Raw genomic sequence first — 20,702 nt, forward strand, 5'->3', positions numbered from 1 at the left:
CGCATGCCTGAGCCTTCAGGCTCCGGTCGACTGACCGTGCAGGAATCGCGGCACACGATGGCCTGCGCACCCCCAGCCGCATCCATGATCGAGGTCGAGCCTGTGTCCGGGCACCGGGGTATGCGCGGACCCGCGGCGTGGGTTATTTCTCCTGGGGGGCCGGACGGAGTACCCGGCGCACGGCGCCGCGCAGCCACTGGTGGGCCCCGTCGGCGGTGTGGCGCGGGTGCCAGGCCATGCCGATCGTCAGTGGTGGCAACGGCAGCGGGATTTCCAGCAGGCGTAGTCCCAGCGCGTGCGCCGCGTCGCTGAGTGGCGAAGGGGGCTCGCCCGGCAGCGCGGCCGGCACCAGGCAGACCACGTCGCCGACTGCCGCCAGCACCATCGCCGCCAGATGTCCGGGCAGGACGGCGCTGACCCGCCGGCTGAGTCCTTGCTCGGCCAAGGCCGCGTCCAGCGGGCCGGTGAAGCGTCCACGGCGGCTGACCGCCACGTGCTCGGCCGAGGCCAACCTGGTGGGCGTCAGGGTTCCTTCGGCGAGCGGGTGCCCGGCCCTGACACCGACCGCCATCCTCAGCGTGACCAGCTCTTCGACCCGGGTCTCCGGGGCGACGTGGTCGATGGCCCCGATCTCCAGATCGATCCGGCCCTCGCGCAGCGCGGGGCCCGCCTCCCACTCCTCGGCCAGCACCCGCAGCGAGACGCCCGGCGCCCGGCGCCGGGCAAGCCCGAGCAGGCCCGGGGCCAGTGCCGCACCGACCAGGTCCGAGACCTGGACGGTGAAGGTGCGCCGCAGCGCGGCGGGGTCGACCCCGCCGCTCGGAGTGAGCAGTGCCTCCAACCGGCGCACCACCGCGGCGGCCTCGCCCCGCAGCGCCTCGGCGCGGGGTGTGGGCACCATCGCCTGTCCTGCCCGTACCAGCAGCGGGTCCTGGAGCACCCGGCGCAGCCGGGCCAGGGTGCGGCTCATCGCCGCCGGGGAGGTGCGCATCCGCGCGGCGGCACGGGTGACGCTCTGCTCGGTCAGTAGGGCGTCGAGGGCGACGGCGAGGTTGGCGTCGAGGTTCGGGGCTGGGCTGCTCACCGGCATAATTCCGTTTCGGGCAATGATTGGATGCTGAAGTTCCCATTGTGGCAATGCGGCTCGGGTCTGCACGATCAAGGGACCGTATCGATCCGACACAGACCGCGAGGTTTTCATGATCGTCATTACCGCCCCCACCGGGAACATCGGCAGACGACTGCTGTCGCTGCTGGTCGAGGCCGCGCCCGCACGCGGAGAGGCGTTGCGCGTCGTGGTCCGCGATCCTGCCCGGCTTCCCGAGTCCGTACGCGGACAGGTCGAGGTGGTCACCGGCTCACACGGCGACGCCGCGACCGTCGAGCGCGCCGTCACCGGGGCCGACGCCGTTTTCTGGCTGGTGCCGCCAGACGCCTCGGCCACGCCCGACGAGGCGTACAGCGGCTTCACCCGCCCGGCCGCGCGGGCGTTCGCCGCCCACGGTGTTGGCCATGTCGTCGGCGTCTCGGCACTCGGCCGCGGCACCCCGCAGGCCGCCCAGGCCGGGCTGGTCACCGCCTCCCTGGCCATGGACGACCTGATCGCCGACTCCGGCGTCGCCTACCGCGCCCTGGCCAACCCGTCCTTCTTCGAGAACCTGCTGGAGGAGGCCGACTCGATCCGCGAGAACGGCGTCTTCACCGACACCGTCGCCGCAGACCGCCCGGCTCCGCTGGTGGCCGTCGCCGACATCGCCGCGACGGCGGCCGGGCTGCTGCTGGACCGCTCCTGGACCGGCGTCGGCAGTGTCCCGGTGCTCGGCCCGCAGAACCTGTCACCCAACGACCTGGCCCGCATCATGACCGAAGAGCTGGGTCGTCCGGTCCGCTACCGGCGCCAGCCGCTCGACGAGCTGCGGTCCACCCTGCTCGGCTACGGCCTCAACGAGGCGTTCGTCGAGGGCATGGTCGACATGAAACGCGCCAAGGACCAGGGCCTGGACTCAGGCGTCGACCGCTCGCCGCAGGCGGGCCCGGCCACCGGATTCGCACAGTGGTGCGCGCAGACTCTCAAGCCCGCCGTTCTCGCCACACCGGAGGCAGTCGATGCCCGCTGACCGAACCAAGCCGCCGGTCACCGCGTTCATTCTGGTCAAGACCACGCCCGAGTGGCTGGCGATGACCGTGGCCGAACGCGTCAAGGCCTTCACCACCCAAGTCGTCCCGGTTGTCGAGGCCCGCACCCGCGGTGTCCGCTCCCGCTTCTACGACACCGAGTTCTACTCGGCACGGGTCACCGACATCTGGGTCTGGGAGGCAGATGACCACGACGCCTACCGGCTGCTCATCGACGCGTTGCGCGAAACCCCCTTCTGGGACCGCTACTTCGACGTCGTGGACCTGCTTGTGGGTACCGAGAACGGCTACGCCCGCACCTACGATCTGGAACCGGCGGCCACCCTCGCCACCTGACGCTTCTCCCTGACCGGCCGGTGCTTCCGCAGGGCGGTGGCACCGGCCATCGGTTCAGCTGGGCAGACGGCAACGTGGCCCCACGTTGTCGCTCGCCAGTAGATCCGACAACGAGACCGCGATGCAGGCGATTCCCGAGATCACTCCTCCGTCGGCATGCCAGCGTGATCCGTGGAGGGTGTGGCCAGGCTGGGCAGGCGCAGCACGAACCGTGCGCCACGGGAGCTGTCTTCGATGGTGGGGTCACCGTAGTCTTGGCAGAAAATCCAACGAACCCGCTCCTGACCTGCGATAAAGTTGCATGCCGCTGACCGGCTGGATTGGTCCAAGGCGGTGGTCGACAGCTCCCATGTACGAGCACTCAAGGGCGGCCCAAAACCGGCCCGAGCCCGGTCGATCGAGGCAGGACCGGCTCGAAACACCATGTGATCACCGACGGGAACGGCATCCCGCTGGCGGTCAGCCTCGGCGGCGGCAACCGCAACGACATTCTGCAGCTCATGCCTCTCATCGAGGCGATCCCGCCGGTCCGCGGCAAGGTCGGCAAACCCCGCCGACGTCCCACGGCGCTGTATGCCGACCGCGCCTACGATCACGACCGCTACCGTCGTCAGCTGCGGGAGAAGAGAATCGAGCCGATCATTGCCAGCCGAAGAACTCCGCACGGCTCTGGCCTGGGTGTGCATCGGTGGGTGGTGGAGCAGACGCTCGCCCTGCTGCACTGGTTTCGTCGGTTACGCATCCGCTGGGAGATCCGCGACGACATCCATGAAGCCTTCATGATCCTGGCCTCCGCCATCATCTGCTGGCGCCGCCTCAACCACTGATCGCATTCTGTTAGGAGTTCCAAGAGCGGCCGGATCCAGTGTGGCGGAGGTGAGCTGGCCGGCGGCGTCGCAGACGTAGTCGATGGTGGTTTTGCCGCCGCCGTTGATCTGCTGGGTGAGATTACCGGCCGGGTCGTACTCATTGGACTGCGACACCACGTCGACCGGGGGGCCGAGCCGTTGAGCCGCACATCGTCGCCGATGGTCGTGGCCAGGTGGTCGTCCATCCAGTAGGTGTAGGCCGTCTTGCGGCCCAACGCGTCGATCTGACCGGCCAATCGGCCGCCGGGGTCGTAGGAGGAGGAGGTCAGCACCACGTCCTGGGCGCTCTGCGGGTTAAGAGGGCTGCCGGTCCAGTTCTTCAACGTCGTAGAGGCCGGCTGACCGCGCTTGGTGTAGGCGAACGTCGTCACCGTGCCCTATGCCTTCGCCGCCCCGACCACCGGCGAGGGCACGGGCCGCATCGCCTTCCCGCCGTCGGCTCCGCGCTACGGGCGACGCCTCCGCGGCGACCGACACCACTCGTGCCGCCTCCGGCGGTCCCGCCGGAGGCGGTCAGGACGCGTCACGCGACGGCGGTCCCCTCAAGCTCGACCATCAGGCCGGGGATCGCCAGCCGCGTCACCCCGAGCATCGTGGTGGTCGGCGCCACCCCGATGACGCCCAGCCGGGACGCCAGCACGCCGTAGTGCTCGAAGAGCCGATCGACGTCGGTGGTGTAGACGTTGAGCCGGACGAGGTTCGCGAGGGACATGCCGGCCTCGGCGAGCACGGCCTGGAGGTTGTCGAGGCTCAGCGCCAACTGCGCCGCCATGTCATCGGCGTGCTGAGGCTTGCCCTCGTCGCTCATCGCGGTCTGCCCGGAGCAGTACAGGGTCCGGGTGTGCCCGGAGACGATCTCACCCTGGTTGTATCCCAGCCCCGTCGACCACGCCCACGGGTTGACCGCCGTTCGCTCCATTGCCACATCGACTCCATTCGGTTCGTTGACATCACGTACGCCGAGCGGCTCGTAGCCGCCTTCTTCGACGCTGTGGTGATAAGCCTCGCGACAAATCACGACATCTTGTGTCGTGTATTTCTGTAGGGTTTTCGCATGCGCGCCGACCGGCTGGTCTCGCTGGTGCTCCTGCTGCGGCAGCACGGCCGGCTGTCCGCGACCGCGCTCGCCCGCGAGCTGGAGGTCTCCACCCGCACCGTGCTGCGCGACATCGAGGCGCTGTCCGCAGCCGGCGTCCCGGTCTACGCGGAACGCGGCCGGCACGGCGGTTTCGCGTTGTTGCCCGGTTTCAGGACCGAACTCACCGGACTGACCCCTGATGAGGCCCTCGCCCTCCTGATCGCCGGATCACGGCGCGGCGCGCAGACATTCGGCCTCGGCTCGGCGCTCGCTTCGGCGATGCTCAAGGTGGTCGACGCGCTACCGGAAAGCTATCGGGACACCGCGGCCGACGCGGCCGAGCGATTGCTCATCGACCCGGAGACCGACCTTCTCTCACGTCGCCTGGTCACCGAGGAGGCGCCTGACGCGACAGTGGCCGAAGTCCTGCGCGCTGTGCTCTCCGGACACCGGCTGCGCATCCACTACGCGGCCGGGGACCAGAGCCCGACGTGGCGCACGGTGGACCCGATCGGCCTGGTCACCGTACGCGATCGGGGTTACCTGCTGGCCACCAGGTCCGGCGCGGACCGCACCTACCGGCTGTCCCGGATCCTGGCCGCCGAGGAACTTCCCGAACCCGCACAGCGACCGGACCGGGTCGATCTGGACCGGGCCTGGCAGGAACGCAGCACCCGGTTTCGGACCGGCGGCGACCAGGTCACCGTGCTGGTACGGGTGGACCCCGAGCGGCGGGAGGAACTGGTCGGCACGGCACTGGCCGTCCGCGCAGAAGAGGCCGAATCGGACGGCCGGCTGCGGATGGAGGTGACCTTCCAGGATCCGAGGCACGCCGAATGGGCGCTGTGGCAGCTCGGCACGAACGCGGAGGCCCTGGACCCGCAGTGGTTGCGCGATCGTTTGCACGACCGGGCCGCCGCGATCGCCACCCGCTACGGGGCGCCCTCCTGAGAGCCGTCGTCTTCCGTGGTCCGCGCCCGCCTGATTCCGGCCGCTCACTTCGGCAAGGTGAGGATCTCGGCTCCGTCGTCGGTGATGGCGATCGTGTGCTCACTGTGTGCCGTACGGCAGCCTGTCGCGCTCCTGAGCGTCCACCCGTCGGCGTCGGTGACGAGTTTGGCGGTGTCGGCCATGACCCACGGTTCAAGGGCGAGCATCAAGCCGGGGCGCAGCCTGTATCCACGGCCGGGCCGCCCGGTGTTCGAGATGTGCGGATCCTGGTGCATCGTCGATCCGATGCCGTGACCTCCGAACTCGGTGTTGATCGGATATCCCGCCTCGCCGAGGACCGAGCCGATGGCGTGGGAGATGTCGCCGATGCGCGCTCCGGGCCCGGCGGCCGCGATGCCCGCGTTCAACGCGCGTTCGGTCGCGCTGATCATCGCGACGCTCTCCGGGGGTTTCGAGCCGCCCACGATGAAGCTGATGGCGGAGTCCGCGGCGACTCCGTCCTTGGAGACGGCGAGGTCGAGTGAGAGCAGGTCGCCGTCGGCGAGGGTGTAGTCGTACGGCAGTCCGTGCAGCACGGCGTCGTTGACGGACGTGCAGATGTAGTGGCCGAACGGCCCGCGTCCGAAGGAGGGCTCGTAGTCGACGTAGCAGGACAGTGCTCCGGCCTCAATGATCATGGCCTGGGCCCATTCATCGATGTCCAGGAGATTCGTGCCCACTGAGCTGCGGCTCTTCAGCGTCTGCAAGATGTGAGCAACCAGGGCACCGGTCTCCTTCGCTCGGGCCAGGTCCGGGGGGGTCAGGATCTCGATCATGCGACGCCCTTCTCATGCAACCAATAACTATCCCGGCCATATTATCCCGACGCCAAGGGCTGTACGGATTTTGGATCTTCAACGGGTTGCAGGCTTCGCCCCCGCAAGACGGCTCCGCGTAGACGAAGGCTCGCAAGATGGCCGCCGGGGTCTCGCCGAAGCAGAAGGCAGGTCCCAGCCACTCCTTGATCCGGTCGATGCGCCGCTCAGCCCTTTGTGCGGCCTGCGGAGACCTGGATCATGCCTGACCAGGCGGCCGCCTCGGGCGCCACGCAGCAAATCCCTCTGCTCTCAAACCCGTACAGGCCCTAGAATCGAAGCCATGGTCAGGTTGCCGCTCACACCCGCGGAGGTCGAGCGCGGACAGCGTCTCGGTGCCCTGTTGCGTCGCGCCAGGGGGGAGCGCCCGATGCTCGATACCGCGCTGGACGCAGGTGTGTCGCCGGAGACCCTCCGGAAGATCGAGTCGGGCCGCGTGGCGACCCCCGCCTTCCCGACCATCGCGGCGATCGCCGATGTCCTCAGCCTTTCCCTCGACGAGGTGTGGGCCGAGATCAACCAGCCTGACGACGGGGCCGAACCCACGAGATCAGGTCGCAACGCACGTGAACGATTGGCCTCGTAAGCCCCAAGCCCGCAGCCGCGTTGTCCGACCTGAGTAATCGACCGTTTCGGCCGTTCAGCCGGTTCGGCTCCCGCGAAATCCGCGAGTCCTCCATCAGGTCCGCGGTTCCCGGACCGCCCTGGAAGTCGAGCGCGTTCAGCACAATCGGGGTGAACTGCCGCAGGTAAGAGGTCAAACGCGTGCAACCGCTCTGTGCTTGATCGCCGTCCAGGTGAGCCGGTCGGTCTGAGCTTTCCGTCACACCCAGCCCATCTGCGGCTGAGCGACTGTTCGGCGGCCCATTCCGCTGTGCGGATTGGTCCATTGTCGTGACGTTCCAGTCACTACAGAGTGGGCGCAACGCAAAACGGTCGTTACCTAACGGCCACACGCACGACATCTTCGCTGTCGCAGCGCGAATCTGTAGGGAGCCCAGTGTGGGAACTACGACGGACACCGCCGTGCGGTTCTTCGTCGGCACGGATGTCGGGGGAACGTTCACCGATCTGGTGGTCCTCCAGGACAATCAGCCGCCACGCCTGTTCAAGGCGCCGACAACGCCGCATGACCGGTCAGAAGGCGTGGTCAACGCGCTCGCCCTCGCGGCCGCGTCCTATGACATGAGCCTGCCGGAGTTCTGCGCGGCGATCGCTTACTTCTCGCACGGTACGACGGCCGCCACCAACGCCCTCATCGAGCGCAAGGGAACTCCGACCGCGCTGCTGACCACTCGCGGCTTCACCGACACCATGCTCATCCAGCGATCGATGACCTCCTGGGTCGGCATGGGGGCGGCGACCGGCCACTACAGCCGCCGCCGCAACCCCGATCCCATCGTCCCTCGGGACAGGATCTCCGGCGTCACCGAGCGCATCGACGCCACGGGCGCGGAGGTGGTGGCGCTGGACGAGGAGGAGGTGCGCGGCCTGTTGCGGCGTCTGCGCGGCGAGGGCGTCCAGGCGCTGGCCGTGTCCTTCCTGTGGTCCTTTGTCAACGCCGAGCACGAGACCGCAGTGGGCCGCATCGTGGCCGAGGAGTGGCCCGAGGCTTATGTGACCCTGTCCCATGAGGTCGCGCCGGTGCTGGGCGAGTATGAGCGGTCCGCCACCACGGTGGTGAACAGCTACCTCGGCCCGGTCATCCGCGACTACGTGGCCGGTCTGGAAGGCCGCCTCAGGAACACCGGATTCACCGGCGACTTTTCGATCATGGATTCTGGTGGCGGGGTCATGCGCGCGGCCGACGCCGCCCAGCGCGCTTCCTCGATGCTCACCTCCGGGCCCGCGGGCGGCGTGCTCGCCTCGGCCGCGCTGGCCCGGCGCCTCGGACACCCGAACGTCATCACTTCCGACATGGGCGGCACCAGCTTCGATGTCGGCCTGATCGTGGACCACGAGCCGCTGGTGGAGCGGGTCAGCGAGGTGGGCGATCTGCATCTCGCGCTGCCGCGCATCAAGGTCACGGCGATCGGTGCCGGCGGTGGTTCGATCGCCTGGGTGGACGAGGCGGGTGTGCTGGCCGTCGGTCCCGAAAGCGCCGGGTCGGTACCCGGGCCGGCCTGCTACGGGCGCGGCGGCGATCGGCCCACCGTCACCGATGCCGACGTCGTTCTCGGCGTCATCGATCCGGAGCGGTTTCTGGGCGGGCGGATGCCGTTGGAGCGGGCGCTGGCGGAGAAGGCCATCCAGCAGCACGTCGCCGATCCGCTCGGACTGACCGTCGAGGAGGCGGCGGCGGGCATCCGGCAGGTGGCAGACAACCACATGGCCGATTTGCTGCGCAAGGTCACCGTCGAGCAGGGACACGACCCGCGCGACTTCACCGTGTACGCGTACGGCGGAGCCGGTCCCACGCACGCCTATGCCTACACCGAGGCCGCCGGCATCGCCACGCTCGTGGTGCCCCCCACATCCACCGTCCACTCGGCCTACGGCACGGTCACCTCCGACAGATATCGGGCGGTGCAGACGACCGATGTGCAGCGGACACCCCCGGGAACCGCCGACCCTGCCGAGCACCTCGACCCGGCGCGGATCAACGCGACACTGGACGAGCTGACGGTCCGGTGCCTGGCCGACCTCGACGACGACCCTCGCGTGCGTCTGAGCCGTATCGTCTACCTGAAGTTCCGGCGTCAGGCGCACGAGTTGCCGCTGGCGGTGCCGGAGGGTGAGGTCACCACCGAGGTGCTGCGGGCGCTGATCTCCGAGTTCCGCGACGCCTACGAACGGTTGTACGGGGCGGGGACCGCACTGCTCGGCGCCGGCGTGGAGTTGCAGACCCTCCGGGTCGAGGGCCGGGTCGGCATCACCAGGATCACCGAGAGCGGCTATCCGGGTTCGGCGCACGCGTCCGCTTCGCTACTCGGTTCGCGGCCGGTGTACTTCCCCGAATGCGGCCGCGTGGACACCTCGGTCTATCACGGTGAGGGGCTCGGCGCCGGGGCGTCGCTCCGCGGTCCCGCCATCCTCGAGTTCGCCGGTACCACCGTGGTGGTCGGCCCGGGTCAGTCACTCGACGTCGACCCGTACAACAACCTCGTCATCGACTGCAGGGGGAACGCGTGACCGCCATCGATCCCGTGACCTTCGAGGTCATCAGGCACCGGCTGCTCGCCATCACCGACGAGCAGGGCGCCACCCTGGCCGCCATCTCCGGTTCCACCCATGTCGTGGAGGCCAGCGACTACAACGTCGGCCTTTACCTGCCTGATGGTTCGGTGGCCGCGATGGGCCGCACCATCCTGTCCCACTCCTCGTCGATGGCGGCCATCACCCGGTCGGTCATCGATGACTGCGCCGACGACCCAGGTATCAATCCCGGTGACATGTTCATCGTCAACGACCCGTGGAAAGGCACCGTGCACGCGCAGGACGTGGGCGTGGTCGCGCCGATCTTCTACCGGGGCGAGCTGCTCGCCTGGACGGGTGCCATGTGCCACATGGTCGACGTGGGCGGGATGACGCCGGGCAGTTTCTGCATCGACGCCACCGACTCCTACCAGGAGGGGTTGCAGATGCCGCCCACCAAGCTCGTCGACGGCGGCAAGGTTCGTAGCGACGTCTGGAACCTCGTCCTGGCGCATACACGCATGGCCGCGACGGTGAACCTTGACCTGAGGGCCCTGATCGCCGCCAACAACACGGCGGTCAGGGCGATGACCGCCCTGGCCGACAAGTACGGTGCCGAGACGGTCCGCGCGGTCATGGGCAGCCTCATCGAGTTGTCGGAGAAACGGCTGCGTAACCGGCTGGCCAAGCTGCCCGACGCGCGCCTGCACTCGCGGGCGTTCCTGGACAACGACGGTGGACTGGCTCTGTCGCGGGAGAACGCCACCTACGAGGTGAACCTCGTCCTCACCAAGCGCGGTGACAGCCTGCACTTCGACTACTCCGGCTCCTCGCCGCAGGTGAAGGGCTATGTCAACTGCGCCTTCTCCGGGATGATGGCGGGAATCGCCGCCGCACTGCTGCCCACCCTGGCTTATGACGCGCCGTGGAACGAGGGCCTGTTCAAACCCGTGCATGTGCACTGCCCGGACGGCTTGATCTGCAACGCGGCGCGGCCCGCCGCGGTCAGCGGAGGCGCGCTGGAGGCGGGCTGGCTGGTGGAGATGACCGCCGTCGAGTGCCTGTCGAAGCTGGCGGCTTGCTCCGACGAGCTGATGGCCGAAGCACAGGCCGTGCCGGCGGGCGGACCCGACAAGTTCGTCCTGACCGGGGCGGGAGAGAACGGCAGCCGGCAGACGTACGTGATCATGGACTGCCTGGCCACCGGCGGCGCCGCCTACGCGCACCGCGACGGGGTCTGGACCCAGGGCCAGCACAACATCGAGCGGCAAAAGATCTCCAACGTGGAAGCCGTGGAGATGGATTCCCCGCTGCTCTACCTGTGGCGCGGCCTGGTCGCCGATTCCGGCGGGGCCGGGCGCACCCGCGGTGGCATGAGCATGGGCGCGGTGTACACGGTCCATGGCGGTCGGGACGTCACCGCGCTGAACTCGGCCCACGGCTGGGAAGTGCCCAACTCCACCGGAATCTTCGGCGGTTACCCCGGCGCGCAGAACACCCGCACGGTGATCCACGGCAGCGACGTTCGAGAGCAGCTGGCCGCGGGCCGGATCCCGGCCGTCGACGAGTTGTCGGGCACCCGCCCGATCATGCACGGCCGGCAGGGGCTCTACCACCTCGGCGAGGACGACCTCCTGGCCACGGTTCCGCAGGCGGGTGGTGGATGGGGTGACCCGCTGGAACGTTCCTTGGAGGCGTTGCAGGCCGACTTGGACTTCGGCGCGGTGACGCCGGACGCCGCGGTCCGCGTCTACTCCGTCGTGCTGGACGCCGAGGACCGCATCGACGAGGCGGCGACGCAGATTCGCCGCGCGAAAATCCGGGGCGAACGGCGCGCGTGGCCGGCGGAACGGCCGCTGCCCGCGCAACCGCAGGGGCCCCGGACCAGGCTCCATCCGCTCGGCGACGGCCTCGACGTGATCGCGGTGAACGACGCCCGCTGGGTCGCCTGCCAGTGCGGCGTCGTGCTGGCGCCCATCGCGGAGGAATGGCGCCGATACGCCGGGATGAGCGTGGTGTGGGACGTGCACGCGCTCGGTCACGCCACGCGGCTGGATCAGGAACTGGAGTTGCGCCTGTACGCCTGCCCCGGTTGCGGCCGGTTGCACGCCACCGACGTCGTGCGTCGTGACGCCGCTCACCTGGACGACATCCGGCTTCTGGACGCGGAGGTCTGACGTGGCCCACCTCGCTTTGTGCGCCGCGACGTCCCACGTGGGCGCCATCGTCAAGAACCCGGACGCCGCTCCCGAGCAGTCCGGCAACCTCCATCGGGCCTGGCAGCGCCTGGACGAGGAGATCGCCGGGTTGGAGCTGGACGCGGTCGTCGTCATCGCCACCGACCACTATGAGACCTTCGGGCTGGAGAACTATCCGGTTTTCTGCCTCGGGCTGGCCGCCGAGCACAAGGCGTGGGGCGAGTTCGGCAACCCGTCGGGCGTCGTGGCGGGGCGTCCCGAACCGGCCGCCCATCTGCTCCAGGGCCTCACCGCACGCGGCTTCGACCTGGCTCGCTCGCACACCATGGCGCTGGACCACAGCTTCATGGTGCCGCTCGCCAAGCTGCCGTCCGCGGCGGCCGCGGGAGTCATCCCGCTCTTCGTCAACTGCAACACCCCTCCGCTGCCCAGTCTGAGCCGCTGCCTGGACCTGGGCAGGGCCCTGCGGGAGAGCATCCGCGACCTGCCGGGTGAACAACGGATCGGCGTGATCGGCACGGGCGGGCTTTCGCACTGGGTCGGCCTCCCTCGCTTCGGCGACATCAACGAGGCGTTCGATCATGCGCTCCTGGAGGCTTTCGGTCAGGGCCGGCTCGGCGAGATCGCCGGGTGGGACGACGCCTGGGTCGAAGAGGAGGCCGGCAACGGCGCGCTGGAGCTGCGGACGTGGTTGATCACCGCCGCCGCGGCGGGAGGTCCGGCCCGCGTGCTGGCGTACGAGCCCATGGCGGCGTGGACGGTCGGCATCGGGATCGCCACCTTCGACATCGTGGAGGGTTCCTCATGAGCATCGTCGAGCTCAACCGGCTTGCACGGGATCTCGAACACATTCCGGGGTTGTGTGAGCGGTTCGCCTCCGATCCGGCCGAGGTCCTTGCGGACTACCCGCTGGCTGATCAGGAGCGCACCGCCGTAGTGCGGAAGGACGCGGCCTGGCTCCTGCAGGCCGGCATGAACCCTGTGGCGCTGCGCAATCTCATGGTCACTCTCGGTGTCGCACACCGTGAGATGTACTCCGAGGGCGTCTGACATGAGCACCACCGGATTCATCGTTCACGGCCCCGGCGGATACCGCGACCAAGCCCACGTCCGCATGGCCGAAGGCGAAGGGCTACGGCTGCCGGGTATCGACCCCCTGCAGATGGAGGCCAGGCTGGCCTTCTTCGCCGCAGCTGCGGCGATGGAGGCCGCCGTCGACGCCGAGCTCATGGCCTATGGCCTGAGCCATCCGCGGTTCAACATCCTCATGGTGCTGCGCAGCATCGACCCCGAGGGCGCCGGGATCGCCATGGGGACGCTGGCCACGCACGTGATGACCACGGCTCGCAACGCCACAGGGCTGGTGGACCTGCTCGAACAGCGGGGCCTGGTCAGCCGTTCCGCCGATCCGTCGGACCGGCGCATCGTCCGGGTCACCAAAACGGCCGCCGCCGACGAACTGCTGGACGAGCTGCTGCCACGCTTCGCCGTCCGGATGGCCGGGGCGTTCGGCGGCTACCGCGACGGCGAGCTGAGAGTCCTCATCGACCATCTCAACCGGCTCCGCTTGGGGTTGGATCTGCCCGCCGTCCGCCAATGAGCCGGGGAGAAAGGGTTCCCATGGATACCAGGATCGAGTTGGTCGGCGTCAGCAAGTCGTTCGGCGGTGCCGCCGCGCTCCAGGAGATCGACTTCGCGGTGCGAAGCGGTGAGGTGCACGCGCTGGTCGGCATGAACGGAGCGGGCAAGTCAACGCTCGTCAAGATCCTTTCGGGCGCGCTCACCCCCGACTCGGGCGAGGTACTCATCGACGGCGGCCGGCACGGGGCACTCACCCCGCGCCGTACCCGTACGCTCGGCGTCAGCATCGTGTACCAGCACCGGACCCTCGTTCCCCAGCTCACGGTCGCGGAGAACATGCTGCTTGGACGCCTGCCCAAGCGAATGGGCGCGGTGGATTGGCGCCGGGCGCACACCGAGGCCGCCATGGCTCTGTCGACGCTGGGCGTTGAGGTATCGACCCGGGCCATCACCGGTGAGCTGGGGCAGGCCCAGCAGACCCTGGTCGAGATCGCGCGTGAGGTGGCGACCGGCGGCAAAGTGCTCATCCTGGACGAGCCCACCGCCAGCCTCGGCGGCGCGGACGCCGTCACCGTGCACGATCTGGTCCGCAAGCTCAGCTCCACCGGCATTTCGGTCATCTACATCTCGCACCACCTGGACGAGGTCCTCGGCTTGGCCGAGAGGATCACCGTGCTGCGTGACGGCCGCAGGGTGACCACGGTCGCCGGAGCGGACATGGACCTGCCGAAGCTGGTCCGCGCCATGACCGGGGAGCGGCTCAACCAAGAGCGCCCGCAGCGGGTCGCCCCCGCTGGAGAGACCGTCATCGAGATCGACGGCCTTGCCTCGGGCAGGCGTCTGGCCGAGCTGACGCTCTCGGTCCGCGCGAGCGAAGTGGTGGCTGTCCTCGGGCCCGCCGGTGACGGTCAGTCCGAACTCTTCCCCCTGCTGAGCGGCCAACGCCGTCCTTCCGGCGGCCGCGTCCGGATCGCCGGCACGGAGGTCGCCTCCGGCAGTGTCGGCGCGGCGCTGAGCGCCGGCCTGCGCTGCATCACCGGCGATCGCCTGGCGCACGGCCTGGTGTCCGGCCTCACCGTCGACGAGAACCTGGATCTGACCCGGCGCGGCCTGGATCGTCCCTGGCTCGTGCGCTGGAAGCGGCTGCACCGGGAGGCCTCCGTGGCGCGTTCTCGCTACGGGGTCACCACGATCCAGGCAAACCCGCCCGTATCAGCTCTGTCAGGTGGCAACCAGCAGAAAGTGCTGCTGGCGAAATGGCTGGACTCGTCGGTGCGGGCATGTCTGCTCGAAGAGCCGACCAACGGGGTCGACGTGGCCGCCAAGTCCGAGATTCACCACCTCATCGACAATCTGGCCGAGCGCGGCACCGCCGTACTGCTGGCCTCCACCGACGTGGAAGAAGTGCTGCGCCTGGCCGACCGCGTCGTCGTCGTCCGCGCCGGGCGGGTCGTCGCCGACCTCCCCGTGGACGGGATCTCCCGGGACGCCCTCGTCTCGCTCACGGTTGGAGGAACCGCATCATGACCGCCATCTCCACCTCATGGCGCAGGGTAGGCCTCGCCGCGCCAACCTGGCTCGTGCGGCACGCGGGCGTGCTGGCCGTGCTGCTGCTGATCGGCCTTTTCACGACCGCCCGCAGCGACGTCTTCCTGACCGGACCCAATCTGCTCAACGTGTCCCAGCAGATCGCGGTCGTCGCCGTCCTGGCCGCGGGGTTGACGCTGCTGATGACCGCGGGCGGCATCGACTTCTCGCTGGGTGCCATCGCTGCCGTCGCCCACGGGGTCACCGCGCAGCTCATCGTGGCAGGGCTGTCCGACGGGCTGGCGGTAGTGCTCGTGCTCGCCATGGGGGCTGTGATCGGATTGGCCAACGGCGCAATGATAACGCTGTTCAATGTGACACCCTTTGTCGCCACGCTGGCCAGTTCGACGGCGCTCGGCGGGACGGCCCTCCTGATCATCGACGGGCAGAGCGTCTCGATCGGCGACCACCTGCTGATGATCGGATTCGGTGAGGTGCTGGGCGTCATCCCTGTGCTCGTCGTCATCGCCACGGCCGTCTGCGCAGCCGTCGGAGCGCTCATGCGCTGGACGGCCTTCGGCCGTAACGCCTTCGCCATCGGCGGAAACGAGAGCGCGGCCCGCCTGTCCGGCATCCCGGTCGTCCGCACCAAGCTGCTGCTCTACACCCTCGGTGGGCTGCTTGCCGCCCTGGGCGGCGTGATGCTCGTGGCCAGGCTCGGTGCGGCCAGTCCCGGCGCCGGAGGCCTGCACCTGGAACTGACCGTCGTGGCCGCCGTGGTCATCGGGGGCACAGCGCTGCACGGCGGCAGCGGCACCATGGTCGGCACCGTCCTGGGGGTGCTGCTCTTGGGAGTGGTCGCCAACTCCCTCAACCTGCTCCAGATCAACCCCTACTACCAGGACGTCGCGCTCGGCGCCGTCCTCGCCGTCGCCGCCATCGCCAACCACCTGCGCGCCCGGCGAACCTGAGCCTCACCCCCCACCGGAAGGAATTCCCATGCCCAGTCACCGCGTCTTGGCGGCCCTCACTTCAGCGGCCGCGTCCACCCTTCTGCTCGGCGCCTGCTCGGTCAGCACCTCCACAACGGGGGCCGAGTCGGCGGCCGTGGCTCCGGAAAAGCAGCTGACCATCGGATTCGTCAACGGCAACACCATCGAATTCCACACCTGCCTGCAGAAGTCGATGCAGGCCAGAGCCAAGAGCGCGGGCGTCGACCTGCTGATCGCGCAGTCGGCCATGGATCCGGCGAAGGAGCTCTCCAACATCGACGACATGATCGCCAAGCGGGTCGATGCGATCATCGTGCAGACCGTCAACATCGACGCGCTGGAGGGGGGCGTGACGAGGGCCAACCGCGCCGGCGTCCCGATCTTCCTGACTTCGGTCGCAGCGGTCGACCAGAGCAAGATCCTCGGTGCGGTCATCACGGACGTCAAGAAGGTCGGGCAGGAACTGGGCGAGTGGATCGTCGAGGACACCGGTGACTCGGTTGCCGAGGTGGCGGTGATCGGCGGCGCCCCCGGTGCCGCCGCGGACCTGATGAACGACGCCTTCAAGACCAGTCTGGGTTCGCACGCGAAGCTCGTCTTCGACCAGCCGGCGCTCTGGCAGCGCGCCAAGGCCCAGGACGTCGCCGAGAACCTGCTCCAGGCCTACCCCAAGGTGAAGTACGTCTTCGTGCACAACGAGGACATGGCCCTTGGTGCGCTGGCGGCGTTCAAGAGCGCCGGGCGTACGGGCATCAAGATCGTTACCAACGGTGGCAGCGAGGCGGGGATCAAGGCCGTGGAATCCGGCGAGTTCGCCGCAACGGTCAGCAACACGCCGCGCAGCGTCGGTGAGATGGCGATCGACAACGTCGTGGGGCTGCTCAAAAAAACAGAAGGGGTGCCGAAAATCGCCACAGTTCCTGACATGCTGGTCACTCAGGACAATACCGACAAAGCGCCACCATACTGCCTGTAAGGGACGCCATGGCCGCAGAATTCGCCGACCGCACACCCACCACGATGCCCTCCCGCCGCCGCGGCGTACGCGCCGTTGACCGCGCGCTCGACGTGCTCACCGCCTTCAGCGCTGCCCACCCCCGCCTGCAGCTCTCAGAGCTGGCCGAGGCGGCAGGGCTGCCGAAGACGAGCACGCACCGCATCGCGGTGACGCTCGTCGAACGTGGCTTTCTCCGCCAGGACGACGACGGCGCCTACACTCTCGGCCGCATACTGCTCGAACTCGGCAGCCTGGTCTCCACGACCACCGAAGTGGCCCGGCTGACAGCCGCGGCAGCGGATTTCCCGCTGGCAGGCGGAGAGGCATTGCTCGTCGCGGAGGTCGACTGGCTCGACAAAAGCCTGATGATCACGACCAAGCTCAAGGCCCCACACAGTCCCGCGGCGCTGTCGCCGGTCGGCCGCCGCTCCGTCCTGGCCAACGGGTGCGTCAGCCTGGCCATCCTCAGCGGCCTGCCCATGGACGAGGTGCGAAGGCTGCTTCCCCATCTGCGCTTGGCGCAGCGCACGGCGGCCAGCATCACCGACCCGGAGGAGTTCCTGAGGGAGGTCGAGGCGGCGCGCAACCGCGGGCACGCCACCGAGATCGAGGAGTTCCTCCCCGGCATCGCCGGAGTGGCGGTACCGGTGATGTCCGCCGGGCGCCCGATCGGCGCCGTCGCCGTCTGCGGCCCGACCGCTCACCTGCCCCGGCGCAGGCTCAACGCTCTCGCCCTCGACCTCAAGCAGCTGATCAGCAGGGCGCTGCCACCCCATACCCACAAAGCCGTATCAGGAGGATGAAGATCATGGCCCCCAAGGTCCATGCCGAATGGGTGACATTTCCCAGCGGGGACGACGAGATCCGCGGCTACCTGGCGCGGCCGGCCCATATCGAGCGCCCGCCGACCGTGATCATGGCGCATGAGAATCTCGGCGTCACTTCACACCGCCAAGCAGTGACCGAACTGTTCGCCGCAGCCGATTACGCCTGCCTCACCGTCGACCTCTACAGCCGCATCGGCGGCCGTCCACCGCAGGACTACACCACCGCGGACGAACGGCGCGCCAAGGCGTTCCTGGCCGCCCGCGACGAGCAGGCCATCCCCGACCTGGCGGCGGGCCTCGACTACCTGGCTGGTCGCGGCGACGTGGACACAGCCAGAACGGCCGCCGTCGGCTTCTGCCTCGGCGGCGGTCTCGTCCTCGCCTGGGCGACCATGACAGACCGCCTGGCCTGCGCCGTTCCGCTCTATGGACTGCCTGAACTGCCGCCTTCCTACAGCCCCACCGGCACCACCCGATCCCGCATCGAGATCGCCGACCAGGTGCGTTGCCCGATCCAGGCCCACTTCGGCGGTGCGGACGAGGTCATCCCGCTCGACCAGGTCGCCAGGCTCGAAGAGGCGCTCAAGCTCAGCGGCGAGCACATCGAGGTGCACGTGTACGAGGGTGCGGGACACGCCTACCACGACGACACGCACCCCAACCACCATCCCGAGGCCGCGAAGAAGACCTGGGACGGCACCATGGCCTTCCTGAAGGCTTACCTGTGACACTGTGGACCGACCTGCTGGGCGCCGAGGTCCGGCGCATCACCGCGGACGGTGTTCCCACCAGGGTCATCTCGCTGGGCTCGGGAGACCCTGTCGTACTGCTCCACGGGCGCGGCGGGCACACCGAGACCTTCGCGCGCACGCTGCCGGTGCTCGCCGGCGCCGGCTATGAGGCCGTCGCCGTCGACCTGCTCGGGCACGGCCTCACCGAACGTGTCCCCGGCGACTACGGGGTGGAGCGGCTGACCGCTCACGCCACCGCCGTGCTCGACGCTCTCGGACTCGGCCAGGTCGCCCTGGTCGGCCAGTCCCTGGGCGGATGGGTGGCGACCCTGCTCGCCCTGCGCTCACCCGCACGGGTTCGCCGCCTGGCGCTGATCGAACCCGCCGGATTGCAGTCCGAAGAAGAGCGGCTCGCCGACGACCGGGTACGCGCAGCCTACGAACGCGGCGGCCAGGCCTACGACGCTCCCACCCACGAGGCCGTACGCGCGCGCCTGGCCGGCCTGCTCAGCGACCCCGAGCAGGTGGATCCCGAACTGGTCGCCGTGCGCACCCGGCTGTACGGGCCCGCCGAGGCACGTCAGGTTCACCGCCTGGTGCGCGCCGCCGACAACCGTGACCTGCTGCTGACCCCCGAAGTCCTGGCCGGGCTCACCGTGCCCACCCTGCTGATCCGTGGTGCCGACGGCCACACCCCGCTCACAGTCGTCCAGGCCGCCGCGACCGCCATCCCCGACGCACGCCTCATCACGATTGCCGACGCCAGGCAATGGCCCCAATACGAGCAACCCATCCACGTCGGGGACGCTCTCATCCGCTTTTTCACCCGCAAGGAGACCAGTCTATGAACACCTTCTGGACCGAGACACTCGGCGCCGAGATCCGTTTTCGCGATGCCGGCGGCTGGCGCACCCGCTCGATCGAGGCCGGTGAGGGCGAGCCCGTCGTCATGATGGGCGGCCTGACCGGCCATGCCGAAGCGTTCGTACGCAACGTCCTGCCACTCGCCGCCCGGGGCCTGCGCGTGTACGCCATCGACGCCATCGGGCATGGTCTCAGCGCCCGCCCGACGGACGTCACCTACCACGCCCCCCTGTTCACCGAGCACCTGCTCCGCTTCCTCGACGCGATCGGCGCCGACCGGGCGCACCTCGTCGGTCAATCCCTCGGCGGCTGGACCGCTCTGCAGACCGCGTTGAAGCATCCCGACCGGGTGGGCCAAATCGTGTCCGTCACCGGTGCGGGCCTGCTGTTGAACGGGGAGGGCGACAAGGACGAGAGCGAACGCGTCCACGCGCAGGTCAAGGCCGTCACTGCCAAGGCCGCTGCGGCTCCTACCAGGGAGAGTGTCCGCGCGCGCCTGGAATGGCTCATGCACGACCCGGCCACCGTCACCGACGAGCTCGTCGAGTGCCGCTACCGCTACTACACCCTGCCGGGGGCCGAGAAGGCCCAGGCCAAGCTCGTGTCCGAACAGCCTGGCGAGGAGAACAGGAAACACATGCTCACCGAGTCCGACCTGTCCCAGATCACGCACCCGACGCTGGTCCTGTGGACGGACCACAACCCGACCACTCCCGCCGAGGTCGGACGGCGGGCCAGCGAGATCCTGCCCAACGGCAGCTATGACCTCATCACCGACGCCGGTCACTGGCCCATGTTCGAGCAGCCCGAGCAGTTCAACCGGATCGTCGGCGACTTCCTGGCCGAGCAGGACGCGTGAACCCCACCGAGGAAGTCGCCACCGGCTGCCGAGTCCTCGCCGCACACGGACACTCCGACCTCGTCTGGGGTCACCTGTCGCTGCGTGACCCCGAGGGGCGGGGCCTGTGGCTGAAGGAGGCCGGCTACGGATATCAGGAGATCACCCCTGACCGGGTCGTCCACATCGATCGGGGCGGACGCCTGCTGAGCGGCCAGGGCCGGGTGCATCTGGAATACCCCATCCACGCCGAGATCATGGCCGCGCGCCCCGACGTCGGCGCGATCGTGCACAGCCACGCGGAGTCGGTCGTCACCTTCGCCGCGACAGGTCTCGCGTTGCTGCCCCTAGGACACGAGGGAACCTTGTTCTGGCCGCCGGACGTCGCCAGATTCACCGCCACCGGCGACCTCATCCACACCGCGGAGCTGGGCAAGCAGCTGGCCGAAGCGCTCGGCGGCCGCAATGCGATCCTCCTGCAGCAGCACGGCTTCGTGACCGTGGGCCCCGACGTGCCGACCGCGGTCATGATGGCCGTCTTCCTGGAGAAGGCGTGCCGGATGCAGCTGGCGGCGGCGGCCACCGGCGCCGCCTACACCTGGTCCGGCGAGGCAGAGGCGCTGGCCAAACGCGAGCGCTGTTATGGGCCTCGCCAACTTGCCGACGCCTGGGCCCATCTGGTCCGGATCTCGGCCTGACCACTCTCTGTCTTTCTCTGCAAGAAACAGATATATGGGTCCTTTTGCTGTGAAGCAGGGCGGTGAGATCATCACCGCCGAAGAACCACC

At 68.9% G+C, this 20,702-nt stretch carries 21 protein-coding genes and 1 pseudogene; 18 read left to right on the top strand and 4 right to left on the bottom strand.

What is annotated here, in order from left to right; all coding sequences use genetic code 11:
* Window positions 1–142: 142 nt before the first annotated feature.
* Window positions 143–1,084, bottom strand: a complete 942-nt coding sequence (locus tag AB0B96_RS31460; protein ID WP_362904520.1) for a LysR family transcriptional regulator — start codon at window positions 1,082–1,084, stop codon at window positions 143–145.
* A 115-nt stretch (window positions 1,085–1,199) separates the two neighbouring features.
* On the opposite strand from AB0B96_RS31460, the gene AB0B96_RS31465 reads away from it, so the two are divergent.
* From AB0B96_RS31465 to AB0B96_RS31475, 3 genes and pseudogenes are all read left to right on the top strand, one after another.
* A complete protein-coding gene (locus AB0B96_RS31465; protein ID WP_362904522.1) occupies window positions 1,200–2,117 on the top strand; it encodes an NAD(P)H-binding protein in 918 nt (305 codons plus the stop codon).
* Window positions 2,107–2,472 (top strand): darcynin family protein, encoded by a 366-nt coding sequence (locus tag AB0B96_RS31470; protein ID WP_362904524.1) that lies wholly within the window; start codon window positions 2,107–2,109, stop codon window positions 2,470–2,472. The genes AB0B96_RS31465 and AB0B96_RS31470 overlap by 11 nt, the downstream gene beginning before the upstream one ends.
* A 294-nt stretch (window positions 2,473–2,766) precedes the next feature.
* Window positions 2,767–3,299, top strand: a pseudogene (locus AB0B96_RS31475) (IS5 family transposase); the annotation flags it as partial.
* Here the strand turns inward: AB0B96_RS31475 and AB0B96_RS31480 are convergent.
* Both AB0B96_RS31480 and AB0B96_RS31485 read right to left on the bottom strand, forming a co-directional pair.
* Window positions 3,207–3,458, bottom strand: a complete 252-nt coding sequence (locus AB0B96_RS31480) for an RHS repeat domain-containing protein (protein WP_362904526.1) — start codon at window positions 3,456–3,458, stop codon at window positions 3,207–3,209. The pseudogene AB0B96_RS31475 and the gene AB0B96_RS31480 sit on opposite strands and share 93 nt — an antisense overlap.
* Before the next feature lie 406 nt (window positions 3,459–3,864).
* Complete coding sequence (locus tag AB0B96_RS31485; RefSeq protein ID WP_362904574.1) at window positions 3,865–4,260, bottom strand: RidA family protein; 396 nt, start codon at window positions 4,258–4,260, stop codon at window positions 3,865–3,867.
* Between the two features lie 135 nt (window positions 4,261–4,395).
* On the opposite strand from AB0B96_RS31485, the gene AB0B96_RS31490 reads away from it, so the two are divergent.
* A complete protein-coding gene (locus tag AB0B96_RS31490; protein WP_362904528.1) occupies window positions 4,396–5,370 on the top strand; it encodes a WYL domain-containing protein in 975 nt (324 codons plus the stop codon).
* Between the two features lie 44 nt (window positions 5,371–5,414).
* On the opposite strand, the gene map is transcribed toward AB0B96_RS31490, so the two are convergent.
* Window positions 5,415–6,185 carry a type I methionyl aminopeptidase gene (gene map, locus AB0B96_RS31495; protein WP_362904530.1) on the bottom strand — a complete coding sequence of 257 codons (771 nt, stop codon included), beginning with the start codon at window positions 6,183–6,185 and terminating at the stop codon, window positions 5,415–5,417.
* Between the two features lie 322 nt (window positions 6,186–6,507).
* On the opposite strand from map, the gene AB0B96_RS31500 reads away from it, so the two are divergent.
* The 14 genes from AB0B96_RS31500 (at window position 6,508) to AB0B96_RS31565 (ending at window position 20,612) form a co-directional block, all read left to right on the top strand.
* Complete coding sequence (locus AB0B96_RS31500; protein ID WP_362904532.1) at window positions 6,508–6,810, top strand: helix-turn-helix transcriptional regulator; 303 nt, start codon at window positions 6,508–6,510, stop codon at window positions 6,808–6,810.
* A gap of 416 nt (window positions 6,811–7,226) precedes the next feature.
* Entirely contained in the window at window positions 7,227–9,356 is a 2,130-nt protein-coding gene (locus AB0B96_RS31505) for a hydantoinase/oxoprolinase family protein (protein WP_362904534.1), read from the top strand.
* Window positions 9,353–11,536, top strand: coding sequence for a hydantoinase B/oxoprolinase family protein (locus AB0B96_RS31510; RefSeq protein WP_362904536.1), 2,184 nt, complete (start codon window positions 9,353–9,355; stop codon window positions 11,534–11,536). The genes AB0B96_RS31505 and AB0B96_RS31510 overlap by 4 nt, the downstream gene beginning before the upstream one ends.
* Before the next feature lies 1 nt (window position 11,537).
* Window positions 11,538–12,365, top strand: coding sequence for a hypothetical protein (locus AB0B96_RS31515; RefSeq protein ID WP_362904538.1), 828 nt, complete (start codon window positions 11,538–11,540; stop codon window positions 12,363–12,365).
* Window positions 12,362–12,607, top strand: coding sequence for a hypothetical protein (locus tag AB0B96_RS31520; RefSeq protein WP_362904540.1), 246 nt, complete (start codon window positions 12,362–12,364; stop codon window positions 12,605–12,607). Before AB0B96_RS31515 ends, AB0B96_RS31520 begins: the two co-directional genes overlap by 4 nt.
* A gap of 1 nt (window position 12,608) precedes the next feature.
* Complete coding sequence (locus AB0B96_RS31525; protein WP_362904542.1) at window positions 12,609–13,157, top strand: MarR family transcriptional regulator; 549 nt, start codon at window positions 12,609–12,611, stop codon at window positions 13,155–13,157.
* A gap of 20 nt (window positions 13,158–13,177) precedes the next feature.
* Window positions 13,178–14,665 carry a sugar ABC transporter ATP-binding protein gene (locus tag AB0B96_RS31530; protein WP_362904544.1) on the top strand — a complete coding sequence of 496 codons (1,488 nt, stop codon included), beginning with the start codon at window positions 13,178–13,180 and terminating at the stop codon, window positions 14,663–14,665.
* The gene (locus AB0B96_RS31535; protein ID WP_362904546.1) at window positions 14,662–15,636 is read left to right on the top strand and encodes an ABC transporter permease; all 975 of its coding nucleotides are present in this window, start codon (window positions 14,662–14,664) and stop codon (window positions 15,634–15,636) included. Before AB0B96_RS31530 ends, AB0B96_RS31535 begins: the two co-directional genes overlap by 4 nt.
* A gap of 28 nt (window positions 15,637–15,664) precedes the next feature.
* A complete protein-coding gene (locus tag AB0B96_RS31540) occupies window positions 15,665–16,633 on the top strand; it encodes a sugar ABC transporter substrate-binding protein (RefSeq protein ID WP_362904548.1) in 969 nt (322 codons plus the stop codon).
* Window positions 16,634–16,641: 8 nt separating this feature from the next.
* Window positions 16,642–17,457 (top strand): IclR family transcriptional regulator, encoded by an 816-nt coding sequence (locus AB0B96_RS31545; RefSeq protein ID WP_362904550.1) that lies wholly within the window; start codon window positions 16,642–16,644, stop codon window positions 17,455–17,457.
* A gap of 5 nt (window positions 17,458–17,462) precedes the next feature.
* Window positions 17,463–18,209 carry a dienelactone hydrolase family protein gene (locus tag AB0B96_RS31550; RefSeq protein WP_362904552.1) on the top strand — a complete coding sequence of 249 codons (747 nt, stop codon included), beginning with the start codon at window positions 17,463–17,465 and terminating at the stop codon, window positions 18,207–18,209.
* Window positions 18,206–19,060 (top strand): alpha/beta hydrolase, encoded by an 855-nt coding sequence (locus AB0B96_RS31555; protein ID WP_362904554.1) that lies wholly within the window; start codon window positions 18,206–18,208, stop codon window positions 19,058–19,060. Before AB0B96_RS31550 ends, AB0B96_RS31555 begins: the two co-directional genes overlap by 4 nt.
* The gene (locus AB0B96_RS31560; RefSeq protein WP_362904556.1) at window positions 19,057–19,935 is read left to right on the top strand and encodes an alpha/beta fold hydrolase; all 879 of its coding nucleotides are present in this window, start codon (window positions 19,057–19,059) and stop codon (window positions 19,933–19,935) included. The genes AB0B96_RS31555 and AB0B96_RS31560 overlap by 4 nt, the downstream gene beginning before the upstream one ends.
* Window positions 19,932–20,612, top strand: coding sequence for a class II aldolase/adducin family protein (locus tag AB0B96_RS31565; RefSeq protein WP_362904558.1), 681 nt, complete (start codon window positions 19,932–19,934; stop codon window positions 20,610–20,612). Before AB0B96_RS31560 ends, AB0B96_RS31565 begins: the two co-directional genes overlap by 4 nt.
* Window positions 20,613–20,702: the final 90 nt, after the last annotated feature.

The sequence above is a fragment of the Streptosporangium sp. NPDC049046 genome (genome assembly GCF_040649155.1).
Taxonomy (GTDB): domain Bacteria; phylum Actinomycetota; class Actinomycetes; order Streptosporangiales; family Streptosporangiaceae; genus Streptosporangium.